The organism is Citrobacter sp. CK180, from assembly GCF_030333655.1.
GTDB lineage: Bacteria > Pseudomonadota > Gammaproteobacteria > Enterobacterales > Enterobacteriaceae > Citrobacter_B > Citrobacter_B koseri.
In genome coordinates this window covers 429,347-446,135 of record NZ_JAOWFM010000055.1, presented here as the reverse complement: position 1 = coordinate 446,135, position 16,789 = coordinate 429,347, and the positions used below count along the sequence as shown (strand labels likewise).

Sequence of the window (16,789 nt, the reverse complement as noted above, 5' to 3'; positions counted from 1 at the left end):
TATGGCAATGACTTACCACCTGGACGTCGTCAGCGCAGAGCAACAAATGTTCTCTGGTCTGGTCGAAAAAATCCAGGTAACGGGTAGTGAAGGTGAACTGGGTATTTACCCGGGCCACGCGCCGCTGCTCACCGCCATTAAGCCTGGTATGATCCGCATCGTTAAACAGTTCGGTCATGAAGAGTTTATCTACCTGTCTGGCGGCATTCTTGAAGTGCAGCCTGGCAGTGTGACCGTACTGGCTGATACCGCGATTCGCGGCCAGGATCTCGACGAAGCGCGAGCTCTGGAAGCGAAACGTAAGGCTGAAGAGCGCATTAAGAGCTCTCATGGTGACGTGGATTACGCTCAGGCATCTGCGGAACTGGCCAAAGCGATCGCCAAACTGCGCGTTATCGAGTTGACCAAAAAAGCGATGTAACACCGGCTTGAAAGCATAAAAACCAGTCTGAAATCAGGCTGGTTTTTTTTTGCCTGAATGTTATTCCGTGCTGTCTCATCTTTATTCATGGGTCAAAAAAATAGCAAAAACATTAACCTAAGCCTTTAATGAAAGGTAAGTCTGACTTTTCTGAAGACAAAAGGCAGGGTGATGAACGAAAATATCCCATTAACAAGCGGTGAAAACCCCGCGTTGAGCGTTTTCTCTTCTGCCCATTTCACGATGAAAAAAATGTAGTATTTTCAATGTGAAACGGTATAAATTCGTTCTCAAATTACAGTCAGGACGCGTATGTTGAATAGTGCTATGAGCGTAGTGATCCTTGCCGCAGGCAAAGGCACGCGTATGTATTCCGATCTTCCTAAAGTGCTGCATACCCTTGCGGGAAAAGCGATGGTTCAGCATGTCATTGATGCCGCTAATGAATTAGGCGCATCTCAGGTGCATCTGGTCTATGGCCACGGCGGCGATCTGCTTAAAAACACCCTTAAAAATGACAACCTGAACTGGGTTTTGCAGGCAGAGCAACTGGGGACGGGCCATGCGATGCAGCAGGCGGCACCGTTCTTTAGCGATGACGAAGACATTTTAATGCTCTATGGCGATGTGCCGCTGATCTCTGTGGAAACCTTACAGCGTCTGCGTGACGCCAAACCGCAGGGCGGCATTGGTTTGTTAACCGTGAAGCTGGACGATCCGAGCGGTTACGGTCGTATTACGCGTGAGAACGGTAAAGTGACCGGCATCGTTGAGCATAAAGATGCCACCGACGAACAGCGTCAGATCCAGGAAATCAATACCGGTATCCTGATCGCTAATGGTGCGGACATGAAGCGCTGGCTGGCGAAACTGACCAACAATAATGCTCAGGGTGAATATTACATTACCGACATCATTGCGCTGGCATATCAGGAAGGCCGCGAAATCGCTGCTGTACACCCGGATCGTTTAAGCGAAGTGGAAGGCGTAAACAACCGTTTGCAACTCTCTCGTCTGGAACGCGTTTATCAGTCCGAACAGGCCGAAAAGCTGCTGCTGGCCGGTGTGATGCTGCGCGATCCCGCGCGTTTTGACCTGCGCGGCGCTCTCACCCACGGGCGCGATGTTGAAATTGATACTAACGTTATCATCGAAGGCAACGTCACGCTGGGTCACCGCGTGAAGATTGGCGCGGGTTGCGTTATTAAAAACAGTGTAATTGGCGATGACTGTGACATCAGCCCGTACAGCGTGGTGGAAGATGCGCACCTGGAAGCGGCCTGTACTATTGGTCCGTTTGCCCGTCTGCGCCCTGGCGCGGAACTGCGGGAAGGCGCTCATGTCGGCAACTTCGTTGAAATGAAAAAAGCGCGTCTGGGGAAAGGTTCGAAAGCGGGCCACCTGAGCTATCTGGGTGATGCGGAAATTGGCGACAACGTGAATATCGGCGCGGGCACCATTACCTGCAACTACGATGGCGCAAATAAATTCAAAACGATTATTGGCGATGATGTGTTTGTCGGTTCTGATACTCAGCTGGTGGCGCCGGTCACTGTGGGGAAAGGTGCGACCATCGCCGCCGGCACAACCGTTACCCGCGACGTTGCGGATAACGAACTGGTGTTAAGCCGCGTGCCGCAGGTGCATAAGCAGGGCTGGCAGCGTCCGGTGAAGAAGAAGTAAGTCTTTTTGCCGGATGGCGGCTTTGCCTTATCCGACCTACGTTCGATGACGTTCTGTAGGCCGGATAAGCATAAGCGCCATCCGGCAGATGAGGGATGAGGCGATAAAGATATATCGCTCGCCCAAAAGCAGTACCTATAAAAATAACCCCACTCTCTACAAGGCTCGGGGCGCCCGAAAATACGGGTATACAGGTCGGCGACAACGACAGGCTTAATGCCAAAATCGGAATTAAATACTATGTGTGGAATTGTTGGCGCTATCGCGCAACGTGATGTAGCTGAAATCCTTCTCGAAGGTTTACGTCGTCTGGAATACCGTGGTTATGACTCTGCCGGTCTGGCCGTGGTTGATGCGGAAGGTCACATGACCCGTCTGCGTCGCCTTGGTAAAGTACAGATGCTGGCCCAGGCAGCGGAAGATCATCCTCTGCATGGCGGCACCGGTATTGCTCACACCCGCTGGGCGACCCACGGTGAACCTTCGGAAGCAAACGCGCATCCGCATGTTTCTGACCACATTGTGGTGGTGCATAACGGCATCATCGAAAACCATGAACCACTGCGTGAAGAACTGAAAGCGCGTGGTTATACCTTCGTTTCTGAGACCGACACCGAAGTGATTGCTCACTTAGTGCACTGGGAGCTGGAACAGGGCGGGACGCTGCGTGAAGCGGTTATGCGTGCGATTCCGCAACTGCGCGGCGCGTACGGCACGGTAATCATGGATACCCGTCACCCGGATACGCTGCTGGCGGCGCGCTCTGGCAGCCCGCTGGTTATCGGTCTGGGTATGGGCGAAAACTTTATCGCTTCCGACCAGCTGGCGCTGCTGCCGGTAACCCGTCGCTTCATCTTCCTGGAAGAAGGCGATATTGCGGAAGTGACCCGTCGTTCGGTCTCCATTTTCGATAAATCCGGCGCGGAAGTGAAACGTCAGGATATCGAATCCAGTCTGCAATATGACGCGGGCGATAAAGGTATTTACCGTCACTACATGCAGAAAGAGATCTACGAACAGCCGAATGCGATTAAAAATACGCTGACCGGGCGTATCAGCCACGGTGAAGTGGATTTAAGCGAGCTGGGGCCAAAAGCGAACGAACTGCTGTCTCAGGTTGAACATATTCAGATTATCGCCTGCGGCACGTCGTATAACTCCGGTATGGTTTCTCGCTACTGGTTTGAATCGCTGGCCGGTATTCCGTGCGACGTCGAAATCGCCTCTGAATTCCGCTACCGCAAATCCGCCGTGCGTCGTAACAGCCTGATGATCACCCTGTCTCAGTCTGGCGAAACGGCGGATACCCTTGCCGGTCTGCGCCTGTCGAAAGAGCTGGGCTATCTGGGTTCTCTCGCCATCTGTAACGTTCCGGGTTCTTCCCTGGTGCGTGAATCCGATCTGGCGATGATGACCAACGCCGGGACGGAAATCGGCGTGGCCTCCACCAAAGCGTTTACCACTCAGCTGACCGTTCTGCTGATGCTGGTGGCGAAGCTGGCGCGTCTGAAAGGTCTGGATGCGTCTATCGAGCACGACATCGTTCACGGTTTGCAGGCGCTGCCGAGCCGTATCGAACAGATGCTGTCTCAGGACAAGCGTATCGAAGCGCTGGCGGAAGATTTCTCTGACAAACACCATGCCCTGTTCCTGGGCCGTGGCGATCAGTATCCGATCGCGCTGGAAGGTGCGCTGAAGCTGAAAGAGATCTCTTATATTCACGCAGAAGCGTATGCGGCAGGTGAGCTGAAACACGGCCCGCTGGCGCTGATCGACGCAGATATGCCGGTTATCGTGGTGGCGCCGAACAACGAACTGCTGGAAAAACTGAAATCCAACATCGAAGAAGTCCGCGCCCGTGGCGGCCAGCTGTACGTCTTCGCCGACCAGGATGCCGGTTTTGTCAGCAGCGACAACATGCACATCATTGAGATGCCGCATGTGGAAGAGGTGATTGCACCGATCTTCTACACCGTTCCGCTGCAACTGCTGGCGTATCACGTTGCGCTGATCAAAGGCACCGATGTGGACCAGCCGCGTAACCTGGCGAAATCAGTTACCGTTGAGTAATCGTGACGATGCCCTGCGAAAGCGGGGCATTTTTTTCTGCGCTGTTCTGTTTTTAATCAATTCTCCCGTCGTTTTAATGTGACAAACCGTCATCTTCAGCTACTGTTTTCAGTGTCATAAAAAGAAAATTTTCATGAAATCATATTGTCATGAAGTGAATTAACTGATTGTTTATAAATTGTTTTTTCTGTGATTTATTTCATCAGTTTTCGTTGTCATAAAACTGTCATATTTCGTACATTTAACTGTCACCTGTTTGTCCTATTTTGCTCATCGTAGCCACTTAACAATGATTTACGAAAATCTTGCAGGAGACATTATGAAAGTCATGCGTACCACTGTCGCAACTGTTGTCGCCGCGACCTTATCCATGAGCGCGTTCTCTGCTTTCGCAGCAGCGAGCCTGACAGGTGCAGGTGCAACTTTCCCTGCGCCGGTGTATGCCAAATGGGCTGATACCTATCAGAAAGAGACCGGTAGCAAAGTAAACTACCAGGGTATCGGCTCCTCCGGTGGTGTAAAACAAATTACGGCTAACACCGTTGATTTCGGTGCATCCGACGCTCCGCTGTCTGACGAAAAACTGGAGCAGGAAGGTTTGTTCCAGTTCCCGACCGTCATTGGCGGCGTAGTGCTGGCGGTGAATATCCCGGGTCTGAAGTCTGGCGAACTGGTGCTGGATGGGAAAACCCTGGGTGACATCTATCTGGGTAAAATTAAGAAGTGGGATGATGAAGCCATCACCAAACTGAACCCGGGTCTGAAACTGCCTTCTCAGAACATCGCCGTTGTGCGTCGTGCAGATGGTTCCGGCACCTCCTTCGTTTTCACCAGCTACCTGGCGAAAGTGAACGAAGAGTGGAAATCTAAAGTCGGCGCTGGCTCTACCGTTAACTGGCCGACCGGTCTGGGCGGTAAAGGTAACGACGGTATCGCCGCATTCGTACAGCGTTTGCCGGGCTCTATCGGCTATGTTGAATACGCTTATGCGAAGCAGAACAACCTGGCTTACACCAAACTGATTTCAGCGGATGGTAAACCCGTAAGCCCGACCGAAGAGAGCTTTGCTAACGCCGCGAAAGGCGCTGACTGGAGCACCTCTTTCGCTCAGGATCTGACGAACCAGCAAGGTGACGATGCGTGGCCAATCACTTCCACCACCTTCATCCTGGTCCACAAAGAGCAGAAGAAACCTGAGCAGGGCGCTGAAGTGCTGAAGTTCTTCGACTGGGCATACAAAAATGGCGGCAAACAGGCGAATGACCTGGATTACGCCAGCCTGCCGGACAGCGTTGTTGAGCAGGTTCGTGCAGCATGGAAGACCAATGTGAAGGACAGCAGCGGTAAAGCGCTGTACTAATAGAATATCTTTAACGAACTGGCGGATGGCGCTACGCTTATCCGCCCTACAGTTCCGACTGTAGGCCCGATTTGTAGGCCGGATAAGCGTAGCGCCATCCGGCATGGGCAACTTCGTAAACGCGTTTAATGGAAAGAGTAATTTATGGCTGCAACCAAGCCTGCTTTTAACCCGCCGGGTAAAAAGGGTGACATGATATTCAGCGCGCTGGTAAAACTGGCTGCGCTGATTGTGCTATTGATGTTGGGTGGCATTATTGTCTCGCTGATTATCTCCTCCTGGCCAAGCATTGAGAAGTTTGGCTTCTCGTTCCTGTGGACTAAAGAGTGGGATGCGCCAAACGATATCTACGGCGCGCTGGTTCCCATTTATGGCACGCTGGTTACCTCGTTTATCGCTCTGCTGATCGCTGTTCCGGTGAGCTTCGGTATTGCCCTGTTTCTGACGGAACTGGCGCCGGGCTGGCTGCGTCGCCCGCTGGGCATCGCCATCGAACTGCTGGCGGCTATCCCCAGTATCGTCTACGGCATGTGGGGCCTGTTTATCTTCGCGCCGCTGTTTGCCACCTGGTTCCAGGAACCAGTCGGGAATATTCTTTCCAACATTCCGTTTGTTGGTGCACTGTTCTCCGGCCCGGCATTTGGTATCGGTATTCTGGCGGCGGGCGTCATTCTCGCCATTATGATCATTCCTTACATCGCGGCAGTTATGCGCGATGTCTTCGAACAAACCCCGGTGATGATGAAAGAGTCGGCCTACGGCATCGGTTGCACCACCTGGGAGGTTATCTGGCGTATCGTCCTTCCGTTCACCAAAAATGGGGTGATTGGCGGCGTTATGCTGGGACTGGGTCGTGCGCTGGGAGAAACCATGGCGGTGACCTTTATCATCGGTAACACCTACCAGCTCGACAGCGTTTCGCTGTACATGCCGGGCAACAGTATTACCTCTGCGCTGGCGAACGAATTTGCCGAAGCGGAGTCTGGTCTGCACGTTGCCGCGTTGATGGAACTGGGTCTGATTCTGTTTGTGATTACCTTCATTGTGCTGGCGATTTCTAAGCTGATGATTATGCGTCTGGCGAAGAATGAGGGGGCACGCTAATGGCTACGCTTGAAATGCAAACGACCGCAGAACTGGCGGAATCCCGCCGTAAAATGCAGGCTAAGCGCCGCACGAGAAACCGCATCGCATTGACGCTCTCAATGGCGACGATGGCGTTTGGGCTGTTCTGGCTCATCTGGATCCTGATGTCCACCATTACGCGTGGTTTCGACGGCATGTCGCTGGCGCTGTTTACCGAAATGACGCCGCCGCCGAATACCGCTAGCGGTGGTCTGGCGAACGCCCTGGCGGGGAGCGGACTGTTAATTTTGTGGGCGACGGTATTTGGTACGCCGCTTGGCATCATGGCGGGGATCTACCTGGCGGAATATGGCCGTAAATCCTGGCTTGCGGAAGTGATCCGTTTCATTAACGACATCCTGCTTTCCGCGCCGTCTATCGTGGTCGGTCTGTTTGTTTACACCATCGTGGTGGCGCAAATGGAGCACTTCTCCGGTTGGGCGGGCGTGATTGCGCTGGCGCTGCTACAGGTGCCTATCGTCATTCGTACCACAGAGAACATGCTGAAACTGGTGCCGGATAGCCTGCGTGAAGCGGCCTATGCGCTGGGGACGCCGAAATGGAAAATGATCTCGGCGATTACCCTGAAAGCCTCGATTTCCGGGATCATCACCGGCGTACTGCTGGCGGTTGCCCGTATTGCGGGTGAAACCGCGCCGCTGCTCTTTACTGCGCTTTCCAACCAGTTCTGGAGCACCGACATGATGCAGCCTATCGCTAACCTGCCGGTCACTATCTTTAAATTTGCGATGAGTCCGTTTGCGGAGTGGCAGCAACTGGCCTGGGCTGGGGTGTTGATCATTACCCTGTGCGTATTGTTGCTGAATATTCTGGCGCGCATCATTTTTGCGAAGAGTAAACACGGTTAATTTCAGGTGCCGGATGGCGGCGTAAACGCCTTATCTGGCCTACAGATGTGAACAGCGGTTAATTTTTTACGGCGCGGCCAACGGCGACGCCGAATGAGGAAGAGATTGAAATGAGTATGGTTGATACTGCTCCGGGTAAGATTCAGGTTCGTGATTTGAACTTCTACTACGGCAAATTCCATGCCCTGAAGGATATCAACCTGGATATCGCGAAGAACCAGGTCACGGCGTTTATTGGGCCGTCTGGCTGTGGTAAATCCACACTGCTGCGTACCTTTAACAAAATGTATTCGTTGTATCCAGAGCAGCGCGCGGAAGGTGAGATCCTGTTGGATGGCGATAATATCCTCACCAACACCCAGGATATCGCTCTGCTGCGTGCCAAAGTGGGGATGGTGTTCCAGAAGCCGACGCCGTTCCCGATGTCTATCTATGACAACATTGCTTTTGGCGTGCGCCTGTTTGAGAAACTGTCTCGCGCCGATATGGACGAACGCGTTCAGTGGGCGTTGACCAAAGCCGCATTATGGAACGAAACCAAAGATAAATTGCACCAGAGCGGGTACTCTCTCTCGGGTGGTCAGCAGCAGCGTCTGTGCATTGCGCGTGGTATCGCCATTCGCCCGGAAGTTCTGCTGTTGGATGAGCCGTGTTCAGCGCTGGACCCGATTTCCACCGGGCGTATTGAAGAGCTGATCACTGAGCTGAAGCAGGACTACACCGTGGTGATCGTGACGCACAACATGCAGCAGGCTGCGCGTTGTTCCGACCACACGGCGTTTATGTATCTGGGCGAGTTGATTGAGTTCAGCAACACGGACGATCTGTTCACTAAGCCCGCTAAAAAGCAAACCGAAGATTATATTACTGGCCGCTACGGTTGATTTGGAGCTAACCATGGACAACCTAAACCTTAACAAACACATTTCCGGCCAGTTCAACGCAGAACTGGAAAGCATCCGCACCCAGGTGATGACCATGGGCGGCATGGTGGAGCAACAGCTTTCTGATGCGATCACCGCGATGCATAATCAGGATAGCGAACTGGCGAAGCGCGTTATTGACGGCGATAAGCACGTCAACATGATGGAAGTGGCGATCGATGAAGCGTGCGTGCGCATCATTGCCAAACGCCAGCCGACAGCGAGCGACCTGCGCCTGGTGATGGCGATCATCAAAACTATCGCTGAACTGGAGCGCATTGGCGACGTGGCGGACAAAATTTGTCGCACCGCGCTGGAGAAATTCTCCCACCAGCACCAGCCGCTGCTGGTGAGCCTGGAGTCGCTGGGGCGTCACACCGTACAGATGCTGCATGATGTGCTGGACGCGTTCGCGCGAATGGATATTGACGAAGCGGTGCGTATCTACCGTGAAGACAAGAAAGTTGACCAGGAATACGAAGGTATCGTGCGTCAGCTGATGACCTACATGATGGAAGATTCGCGCACCATTCCAAGCGTGCTGACCGCGCTGTTCTGCGCACGCTCCATTGAGCGCATCGGTGATCGCTGCCAGAATATCTGCGAATACATCTTCTACTTCGTGAAGGGGCAAGACTTCCGTCACGTCGGCGGTGATGAACTGGATAAGCTGCTGGCGGGGAAAGATCCGAAGGAATAAGCAGCTTGTTGCGTTCGCCGGGATCCCCCGGCGTCGCTATTGTAGGCCGGATAAGGCGTTACGCCGCATCCGGCATTCTGCGCCATTCGCCTGATGGCGCTTTGCTTATCAGGCCTACGGTTTAATCGACGATATTCCAACCCCGCGCTTTCCACAATTCCGGCAACTGCGCCAGATCGGTAAACGTCGTTACTTTTGGATGATCGATCGGTTTGTTGTGCGGATCGGCGCAGAAGTAGAACACCTCCATTCCCGCATCGATTCCCGACCGGGCGCCGGCACTGGAATCATCCACCAGAATGCAATTCTCCACGTTAACGTTCATGGCTTTTGCCGCGTGGAACATCAGAGCCGGATCGGGCTTCCAGCGTTGAATGTCATAGCCGCTGAACAATTTTTCTGGAAAATGATGCAACATGCCCAGCTTGCCCAGTGAATGCTGCATTTTGCTGACCGGGCCGTTAGAGACGACGCACATCGGCACCGTCATGCTGTCCAGCAGCGCATTTGCCCCTGCGATCACCTCCAGTTCTGAGTCGAACAGGCGTGCGACCTCGGCGCGGTAAACGGGTTCTAAATCCGCTTTTGCTAACGACACACCCTGCTCCTCGTTAATGATATCGATGATTTCGTAGAGTTTTACGCCTTTAAAGCGTTTGAACACCTCTTCGAGATCGAGCGTGATGCCGAATTCCTGGAACATCGCGACATACGCGCGGGAGCAAATGACTTCACTGTCGACCAGCGTACCGTCGCAGTCGAAAAATACCGCTTGAATCTGGGACATGCTTTCTTTTCTCGCTAGTTTAACGTTTTCGTAATGCCTTATTGTGCGACGCAATCGTTGCCGTATAAGCAAATTCAATGAAAAAAGTGTCTCACAACTGCCCTTATTGTCGCATTTTGGTATAGGATAGCGACGAATTTTCCCTCCTTGTTCGGAAATAGATAATGAGTCAACAACACACCACCCAGACTTCTGGTCAGGGTATGCTGGAACGCGTGTTTAAACTGCGCGAACATGGCACGACGGCACGAACCGAAGTGATCGCCGGTTTTACCACCTTCCTGACGATGGTTTACATCGTTTTTGTTAACCCGCAGATTCTTGGCGTTGCTGGCATGGACACCAGCGCCGTCTTCGTTACCACCTGTCTTATCGCGGCGTTCGGCAGCATTCTGATGGGGCTGTTTGCTAATTTACCGGTCGCGCTGGCGCCGGCTATGGGTCTGAACGCGTTTTTCGCCTTCGTGGTCGTTGGCGCGATGGGGCTGTCCTGGCAGGTTGGTATGGGCGCAATCTTCTGGGGAGCGATCGGCCTGCTGCTGCTGACCATCTTCCGCGTGCGTTACTGGATGATTGCTAACATTCCGGTCAGTCTGCGCGTGGGCATCACCAGCGGTATCGGCCTGTTTATCGGCATGATGGGGCTGAAAAACGCAGGCGTTATCGTCGCGAACCCGGAAACCCTGGTGAGCATCGGTAATCTGACCTCTCACAGCGTACTGCTCGGCGTGCTGGGCTTCTTCATCATCGCTATTCTGGCATCACGTAACATTCATGCCGCCGTGCTGGTCTCTATTATTGTAACGACGCTGCTCGGCTGGATGATGGGTGATGTGCATTACAACGGCATTATCTCTGCGCCGCCAAGCGTTAGCTCTGTGATCGGGCATGTGGATCTGGCGGGCTCGTTTAACATTGGTCTGGCTGGCGTGATTTTCTCCTTCATGCTGGTGAACCTGTTCGACTCCTCCGGTACGCTGATTGGCGTTACCGACAAAGCCGGTCTGGCTGATGAGAAAGGTAAATTCCCGCGGATGAAGCAGGCGCTGTTCGTCGATAGCGTCTCTTCTGTGACCGGGGCGTTTATCGGAACTTCGTCGGTTACCGCCTATATCGAGTCCTCATCCGGCGTATCCGTCGGCGGGCGCACGGGCCTGACCGCCGTTGTTGTCGGTTTGCTGTTCCTGCTGGTTATCTTCCTGTCGCCGCTGGCGGGAATGGTGCCGGGCTATGCCGCTGCCGGGGCGCTGATCTATGTTGGCGTATTGATGACTTCCAGTCTGGCGCGCGTGAAATGGCAAGACCTTACCGAGTCTGTTCCGGCATTTATTACTGCTGTGATGATGCCGTTCAGCTTCTCGATTACCGAAGGTATCGCGCTGGGCTTTATCTCTTACTGTGTGATGAAAATCGGTACCGGACGTCTGCGTGAGCTGAGCCCTTGCGTGGTGGTTGTGGCGTTGTTGTTTGTGCTGAAGATTGTGTTTATCGACGCGCACTAATTGCCGCTGATACGGCGCTGCGCGAGGTGTCCAGGCCTGACAAGCGTAGCGCCATCAGGCAAATTTGATAGCCGGATGGCGGTCAAATGCCTTATCCGGCCTGCGGCCCTACGCGCGCGCTGTTATCACGCTTTAACGCGCTGAATGTAATCGCCAAATGCGGTTAGCTGGCCGGTAAGATGATCAATCGTGCTTTGATCAACCACTTCCCCGGTTTGCGGGTCAACTTTGTTCTGAATCACGCCACCCATAAACTCCGGTTTGTTCATTACCATCGCATCAAGGAATACCAGAATCTGGCGCAGATGATACTGACAGCGAGCGCCGCCGATTGCCCCCATTGAGCTGGTCTGGATCAGCACCGGTTTCCCGGCTAACGGCTGTTCTGGCAGGCGGGACAGCCAGTCGATCGCGTTTTTCAGTCCGCCAGGCACCGAGTAGTTGTATTCCGGTGTGACGATGACGACGCCGTCCGCTTTACGGATTTGCTCCGCCAGCGCTTCAACGCTCGCCGGGAACCCCTCTTCCTGTTGCACATCAGCGTCATACAGCGGAATATCGCCAATCGAAGGTAATGCGCTGACCTCCATGCCTGCCGGGGCAATTTTCGGCAGCGTGCGGGCGACCATACCGTTAAATGAACCTTTGCGCAGGCTCCCCAGTAACGTAACAACATTCAACGTTTCGGACATGATTACTCCTTTTCATCATGGCGGCCGGGACAGGGCCGAATCAGCTAAGTGTATAAGATGACTTTGCTGTGGATAATTGAGCGAATCGCATCAGGCGACCGGTGGGTTCATTCGCCCGGGTCTGGATATCGGCCAGGCTTTTCCATCCTTGCTTACTATCAAACTCCCAAACATTCAGTTTTTCAATGGCTGGCGTAACCGCCACCGACCAGACCAGAATATCTTCCGCGTCGCATATTGCCTCCACCTGCGTAACGTGGGCGCATTTCAGGCGGCCTGCGCCGGGAAGGAGCTGGAGTTCACGCGGATCGTCATTCAGTACGTCACCGGTTAGCTTTAGCACGCTCTGGCGTAAGGTGATCAGTTGCGCGCGCGCTTCGTTGGGATCGCTCTGATTGTTGATCCACAGATTTTCGTTGCTGGAGAACGCCGGGCTCTCGGCTGAGAGTGGGCTATGGAAGCCTCGCATGGCTCGCTGTAATTCCATATCCAGACCGCATTCCCCCTCCGTTGTCAGCGCCACGCCCACCATATTCCCGGCATATGAGATGGAGAACGCGGGCAGATTTTTATCGCGAAAGACAGGCTTCCCTTTGGCCTGAATAGCTATTTCCGGCAGCTCGCTGGTTCCGTAGAGCATAAACATCAGTTCAGCGAGTAAGCCGCGTGAAGCCAAAAAACGTGTCCGGCGGTGAGCGGGAAGGTTTCTGGCTTCGATGTGGCATGGAGAAGGCAGACGGACTGAAATCAGGTGTCCCTCCGTAAGAATCCCTCTGGCAAAATGTGTCGCCATTTTTCGCTCCGTGATTAATGGTCCGTGATTATTACGAGAGTAACATTTACGTAGATTATGGACAGGTTTTACTGGTCAAAAGTTCGACAAAAACAGCGGCGCTTACGCGACTTTTACATTTCTGACGCGGTCGTGGTTAATTTACCGTCAGGAGAGGTGGCTATAGAGCGTTTTAATGGTCTCTTTTAACCAGATAATTTTAGGGTTATGGCTGTTACGTTTATGCCAAAGGAGGGTAAAAGGCACCATCAGCTTTTCTCGCTGGGCGGCGTCAAAAGGGAGAGGACGCGCGACCAACGGGAGCTGGTGGAGCTGGTTATAACGCTGGCAGTAGAGAGGCGCGGTCGCCAGCAGCGAGTGGTTCGGCTGGGCGGCCATAAACAGCGATTGTTCAAACCCCGGTAAACTTAAGGCGATGTTGCGTTTGCGGCCCATCTCCTGCAATACATCATCCAGCGCCCAGGTGTCGCTTTGCTCCCAGCAAATGCTGATATGCGGATAGCGTAAAAATGTTTCCAGATTCCACTCTTCTTGTAGCGCCGGGTGATCTTCCCGCAGCCAGACCCAGGGGAGGTCGCTGAACAGGACTTCAAAATCGATAGACAGCGGCAGCAGGCTGAGAAGCTCCCGCGAACGGGGATGGCTCTCCCTTCCGGTAAAGCCGAGATCCACCTCGCCGCGTGTAATGGCATCCAGCGAGTCGTAATCCCAGTTACGCACCTTGATTGTGGCCTGCGGATAGCGCTGATAAATCTGCTGCGACAGAGAATTGAACATGATCATTACCAGCGGCGACTCTGCCGCCAGTTCAAATTTCAGGCCGCGTGGCGATTCGTGATGCGGTTTATCAAGCAGCTGATTGCTCATCTGCATCCAGTCCGCCAGGCTTTGTTCCATATTGACCATCAGCGGCGTCGGCGTCAGCCCCAGCGGCGTGTTCACAAACAGCGGGTCATCAAACCATGTTCGCAGCTTTGACAGCGACTTACTCACCGCCGAGGGCGTGACGTTCATCCGCTTCGCCGCTTTGGTGACGCTGCGCTCCTGCATCAGAAGCTGCAAACATAACAACAGATTAAGATCGAGACTGGTGATGGATTTTTTCATAATGCGCTGCGGGCTGTATGGTCATCAGTAACAGGATACAGACCATGCTACAGCCAATCAGAATCCCGATCAGCATATTCAGGGCGTTAAAGCCAATGACTGCCGCCAGCCATATCCACAGCGATGACCCGCAGACCTGTGCAATGCCGAGTACAGAGCTTGCGACGCCAGCACGCAGTGAGAATGGGCCTAATGCCTGGCTCATCGCCACGCCAAAGCCAACTGAAAAACCCGCGCAGATGAGCGTCAGGCCAAAGAGCGTGACGGCGTGAGAGGATGAGAGGCTGAGTACGATGCCCGCAGCCAGAAACAGCCCTTGCGACGTGAGCATCAGCGTGCGCGGTTTAAATACGCTCAGCGCAAAGGGCGTTGAGAACGACACCGCCATGCTGATGCCTGCCGTCAGCGCCATTGTGGTGGCGTATTCACCGCGATCAAAGTCCATCATTTCCATGAGCAACACCGGCGAGGTGTTTACAAATGTGAGGATCACCGACACGCTCAACGTGGTGATCGCCAGACGGCTGAGGAAAAAGCGGTTGAGCAGCGACTCTGCATTTTGCTGAGGGCGCGAGGTCGATGAGCATGTTGCCGGGCGCGTTTCTTTCAGGATAAACACCGAGAGCAGGCATACCGCGATACCCATCGCTATCATCGTGTAAAACAGACTTTGCCACGGGAATTTAAGCATAATCAAATGCCCTAACACTGGCGCTAATACCGGCACAATGCAGGTAATTCCGTTTAATAGCGATAACACTTTCGCCCGGCGGCGATCGTCCAGCGTGTCGCGCAAAATCGCAAACGCCACCACATAACAGCACCCCGCCCCGATGCCCTGAATAAAGCGCCCGGTCAGGAACAGCGACCCATCCGTTGCTCGTGAGCAAAGCATGGAGGCGATGATGAATATCACCGCGCCCGCTATCGCCACCGGTTTGCGCCCTGACTGGTCTGCAACTTTACCCGCAAACAGCATTGCGGTGGCCATCCCGGCCAGGTATACCGAAAACGCGATGTGCAGCTGCGCCTCGCTGGCGTTCAGATCGGCGGCAATACGGGGTAAACCGACCAGATACATGTCGATGCCAGCTGGGTAGAGTAAAACAAGGGCAAAACTACAGATTAGAAAGCGGGTCATAGCGTCCTCACAATAAGCGTGGCGCTAAGAATACGGGGAGCTTTTCTGTGACGCGAGTTGCCATTTGGATAACGGTGATTTCCTGTGAGGAAATTTATTATTGCCGGATGGCGGCTTTGCCTTATCCGGCCTACAGATTTAGTCGGCCCGGTAAACGTAGTGCCACCGGGCAAAACAACATCACTTACCAATACAGAAGCTGGAGAAAATACGGCCCAGCAGATCGTCGGAGGTAAACTCGCCGGTGATCTCACTCAGCGCCTGCTGTGCCAGACGCAGCTCCTCCGCCAGCAGTTCGCCAGCCCAGGCGCCAAGCAGCTGTGATTTGCCCTGCTGGAGATGTTCTGCGGCTTCTGCCAGCGCCTGAAGATGGCGACGGCGGGCAAGGAAGCCGCCTTCCATATTGGTGTCAAAGCCCATGCTTTGTTTGAGATGGTTACGCAATACGTCCACGCCTTCGCCGGTACGGGCGGAAAGACGGACAAGTGAGTGACCATTCACCTCGCTGATACCCAGCGTCTCGCCAGTGATGTCAGCTTTGTTGCGCACAACGGTGATCGGCAGTTTCGCCGGTAAACGGGCGATAAAGTCCGGCCAGATTTCCGCCGGATCAACGGCATCGGTGGTTGTGCCATCCACCATAAACAGCACGCGGTCGGCCTGTTCTATCTCCTGCCAGGCGCGCTCAATCCCAATACGTTCCACTTCATCGCTGGCATCGCGCAGACCGGCGGTATCGATGATGTGCAGCGGCATTCCGTCGATGTGAATATGCTCGCGCAGCACGTCGCGGGTGGTGCCAGCGATATCGGTGACAATGGCGGCCTCACGGCCCGCCAGGGCGTTCAGCAGGCTCGATTTCCCGGCGTTAGGGCGTCCGGCAATGACCACCTTCATCCCTTCACGCAGCAGGCTGCCCTGACGCGCTTCGGCGCGTACCGCATCGAGATCGGCGATCACGCCGTTGAGCTGGGCTTCAATTTTGCCGTCGGAGAGAAAGTCGATCTCCTCGTCCGGGAAGTCAATGGCCGCTTCCACATAGATGCGCAGGTGAGTGAGTGCTTCCACAAGATGATTCACACGCGCGGAAAATGCCCCCTGTAGCGAGTTCAGCGCCGAGCGTGCCGCCTGCTCGGAACTGGCGTCGATCAGGTCGGCAATCGCTTCTGCCTGGGCTAAGTCGAGCTTGTCATTGAGGAACGCGCGCTCGGAGAACTCGCCCGGTCTGGCAATGCGCAGGCCGGGGAGCGTCAGAATACGTTTTAACAGCAGGTCGAGAATGACCGGGCCGCCATGCCCTTGCAGTTCCAGTACGTCTTCACCAGTGAACGAGTTTGGGCCGGGAAACCACAGCGCGATCCCCTGATCCAGCGCCGTGCAATCGGCATCTTTAAACGGCAGGTAATCGGCGTAACGCGGTTTTGGTAGCTTGCCCAATACGGCTTCGGCCACCTCGCGCGCCTTGAGACCGGAAATGCGCAGGATACCGACGCCACCGCGTCCCGGTGGGGTAGCCTGGGCGACGATAGTGTCGTTATGGCTCATGATCTTCTCTTTTTTGCTAATAAAAAAGGCGGTCAATTGACCGCCCTGTCATCGCTGTTCTGATTGCCGGG

15 protein-coding genes are annotated in these 16,789 nt (G+C 54.1%); 9 read left to right on the top strand and 6 right to left on the bottom strand.

Translation table 11 applies throughout. From position 1 onward, the window contains the following. Position 1 precedes the first annotated feature (1 nt). The 8 genes from OGV50_RS20935 to phoU all read left to right on the top strand — a co-directional run bounded on the left by OGV50_RS20935 (position 2) and on the right by phoU (position 9,151). A complete protein-coding gene (locus OGV50_RS20935; protein ID WP_012000828.1) occupies positions 2 to 421 on the top strand; it encodes a F0F1 ATP synthase subunit epsilon in 420 nt (139 codons plus the stop codon). Between the two features lie 312 nt (positions 422 to 733). Further along, a complete protein-coding gene (gene glmU / locus OGV50_RS20930) occupies positions 734 to 2,104 on the top strand; it encodes a bifunctional UDP-N-acetylglucosamine diphosphorylase/glucosamine-1-phosphate N-acetyltransferase GlmU (protein WP_110494872.1) in 1,371 nt (456 codons plus the stop codon). A gap of 240 nt (positions 2,105 to 2,344) precedes the next feature. Next, entirely contained in the window at positions 2,345 to 4,174 is a 1,830-nt protein-coding gene (gene glmS, locus OGV50_RS20925; protein WP_115182296.1) for a glutamine--fructose-6-phosphate transaminase (isomerizing), read from the top strand. Positions 4,175 to 4,493: 319 nt separating this feature from the next. Next, positions 4,494 to 5,534, top strand: coding sequence for a phosphate ABC transporter substrate-binding protein PstS (pstS, locus tag OGV50_RS20920; RefSeq protein WP_024130085.1), 1,041 nt, complete (start codon positions 4,494 to 4,496; stop codon positions 5,532 to 5,534). A 144-nt stretch (positions 5,535 to 5,678) separates the two neighbouring features. Continuing rightward, positions 5,679 to 6,638, top strand: coding sequence for a phosphate ABC transporter permease PstC (pstC, locus tag OGV50_RS20915; protein ID WP_012000823.1), 960 nt, complete (start codon positions 5,679 to 5,681; stop codon positions 6,636 to 6,638). Then, positions 6,638 to 7,528 carry a phosphate ABC transporter permease PstA gene (gene pstA, locus OGV50_RS20910; RefSeq protein WP_286488737.1) on the top strand — a complete coding sequence of 297 codons (891 nt, stop codon included), beginning with the start codon at positions 6,638 to 6,640 and terminating at the stop codon, positions 7,526 to 7,528. The genes pstC and pstA overlap by 1 nt, the downstream gene beginning before the upstream one ends. Positions 7,529 to 7,638: 110 nt before the next feature. Continuing rightward, complete coding sequence (gene pstB, locus OGV50_RS20905) at positions 7,639 to 8,412, top strand: phosphate ABC transporter ATP-binding protein PstB (protein ID WP_012000821.1); 774 nt, start codon at positions 7,639 to 7,641, stop codon at positions 8,410 to 8,412. A 13-nt stretch (positions 8,413 to 8,425) separates the two neighbouring features. Further along, a complete protein-coding gene (phoU, locus tag OGV50_RS20900; RefSeq protein WP_012000820.1) occupies positions 8,426 to 9,151 on the top strand; it encodes a phosphate signaling complex protein PhoU in 726 nt (241 codons plus the stop codon). 121 nt (positions 9,152 to 9,272) lie between these two features. Here the strand turns inward: phoU and yieH are convergent, their stop codons facing one another. After that, entirely contained in the window at positions 9,273 to 9,938 is a 666-nt protein-coding gene (gene yieH, locus OGV50_RS20895) for a 6-phosphogluconate phosphatase (RefSeq protein ID WP_049008777.1), read from the bottom strand. Between the two features lie 164 nt (positions 9,939 to 10,102). On the opposite strand from yieH, the gene adeP reads away from it, so the two are divergent. Beyond that, complete coding sequence (gene adeP, locus OGV50_RS20890) at positions 10,103 to 11,440, top strand: adenine permease AdeP (RefSeq protein ID WP_200093207.1); 1,338 nt, start codon at positions 10,103 to 10,105, stop codon at positions 11,438 to 11,440. Between the two features lie 125 nt (positions 11,441 to 11,565). Here adeP and OGV50_RS20885 read toward each other — a convergent pair whose 3' ends face one another. The 5 genes from OGV50_RS20885 to mnmE all read right to left on the bottom strand — a co-directional run bounded on the left by OGV50_RS20885 (position 11,566) and on the right by mnmE (position 16,718). After that, positions 11,566 to 12,132 carry an NADPH-dependent FMN reductase gene (locus tag OGV50_RS20885; RefSeq protein ID WP_012000816.1) on the bottom strand — a complete coding sequence of 189 codons (567 nt, stop codon included), beginning with the start codon at positions 12,130 to 12,132 and terminating at the stop codon, positions 11,566 to 11,568. 40 nt (positions 12,133 to 12,172) lie between these two features. Continuing rightward, positions 12,173 to 12,925: a 4'-phosphopantetheinyl transferase family protein gene (locus tag OGV50_RS20880; protein ID WP_024130084.1), complete on the bottom strand. Its 753-nt coding sequence runs from the start codon at positions 12,923 to 12,925 to the stop codon at positions 12,173 to 12,175. Between the two features lie 147 nt (positions 12,926 to 13,072). Next, the gene (gene yidZ / locus OGV50_RS20875; RefSeq protein ID WP_012000814.1) at positions 13,073 to 14,032 is read right to left on the bottom strand and encodes an HTH-type transcriptional regulator YidZ; all 960 of its coding nucleotides are present in this window, start codon (positions 14,030 to 14,032) and stop codon (positions 13,073 to 13,075) included. Next, positions 14,001 to 15,173, bottom strand: a complete 1,173-nt coding sequence (locus tag OGV50_RS20870) for an MFS transporter (RefSeq protein ID WP_286488736.1) — start codon at positions 15,171 to 15,173, stop codon at positions 14,001 to 14,003. The genes yidZ and OGV50_RS20870 overlap by 32 nt, the downstream gene beginning before the upstream one ends. A 180-nt stretch (positions 15,174 to 15,353) precedes the next feature. Beyond that, positions 15,354 to 16,718: a tRNA uridine-5-carboxymethylaminomethyl(34) synthesis GTPase MnmE gene (mnmE, locus tag OGV50_RS20865; RefSeq protein WP_200093209.1), complete on the bottom strand. Its 1,365-nt coding sequence runs from the start codon at positions 16,716 to 16,718 to the stop codon at positions 15,354 to 15,356. Positions 16,719 to 16,789: the final 71 nt, after the last annotated feature.

Coding starts and splice junctions, on each gene's coding strand:
- OGV50_RS20935 (WP_012000828.1), top strand. CDS start 2: ATGGCAATGACTTACCACCTGGACGTCGTCAGCGCAGAGCAACAAATG.
- glmU (WP_110494872.1), top strand. CDS start 734: ATGTTGAATAGTGCTATGAGCGTAGTGATCCTTGCCGCAGGCAAAGGC.
- glmS (WP_115182296.1), top strand. CDS start 2,345: ATGTGTGGAATTGTTGGCGCTATCGCGCAACGTGATGTAGCTGAAATC.
- pstS (WP_024130085.1), top strand. CDS start 4,494: ATGAAAGTCATGCGTACCACTGTCGCAACTGTTGTCGCCGCGACCTTA.
- pstC (WP_012000823.1), top strand. CDS start 5,679: ATGGCTGCAACCAAGCCTGCTTTTAACCCGCCGGGTAAAAAGGGTGAC.
- pstA (WP_286488737.1), top strand. CDS start 6,638: ATGGCTACGCTTGAAATGCAAACGACCGCAGAACTGGCGGAATCCCGC.
- pstB (WP_012000821.1), top strand. CDS start 7,639: ATGAGTATGGTTGATACTGCTCCGGGTAAGATTCAGGTTCGTGATTTG.
- phoU (WP_012000820.1), top strand. CDS start 8,426: ATGGACAACCTAAACCTTAACAAACACATTTCCGGCCAGTTCAACGCA.
- yieH (WP_049008777.1), bottom strand. CDS start 9,938: ATGTCCCAGATTCAAGCGGTATTTTTCGACTGCGACGGTACGCTGGTC.
- adeP (WP_200093207.1), top strand. CDS start 10,103: ATGAGTCAACAACACACCACCCAGACTTCTGGTCAGGGTATGCTGGAA.
- OGV50_RS20885 (WP_012000816.1), bottom strand. CDS start 12,132: ATGTCCGAAACGTTGAATGTTGTTACGTTACTGGGGAGCCTGCGCAAA.
- OGV50_RS20880 (WP_024130084.1), bottom strand. CDS start 12,925: ATGGCGACACATTTTGCCAGAGGGATTCTTACGGAGGGACACCTGATT.
- yidZ (WP_012000814.1), bottom strand. CDS start 14,032: ATGAAAAAATCCATCACCAGTCTCGATCTTAATCTGTTGTTATGTTTG.
- OGV50_RS20870 (WP_286488736.1), bottom strand. CDS start 15,173: ATGACCCGCTTTCTAATCTGTAGTTTTGCCCTTGTTTTACTCTACCCA.
- mnmE (WP_200093209.1), bottom strand. CDS start 16,718: ATGAGCCATAACGACACTATCGTCGCCCAGGCTACCCCACCGGGACGC.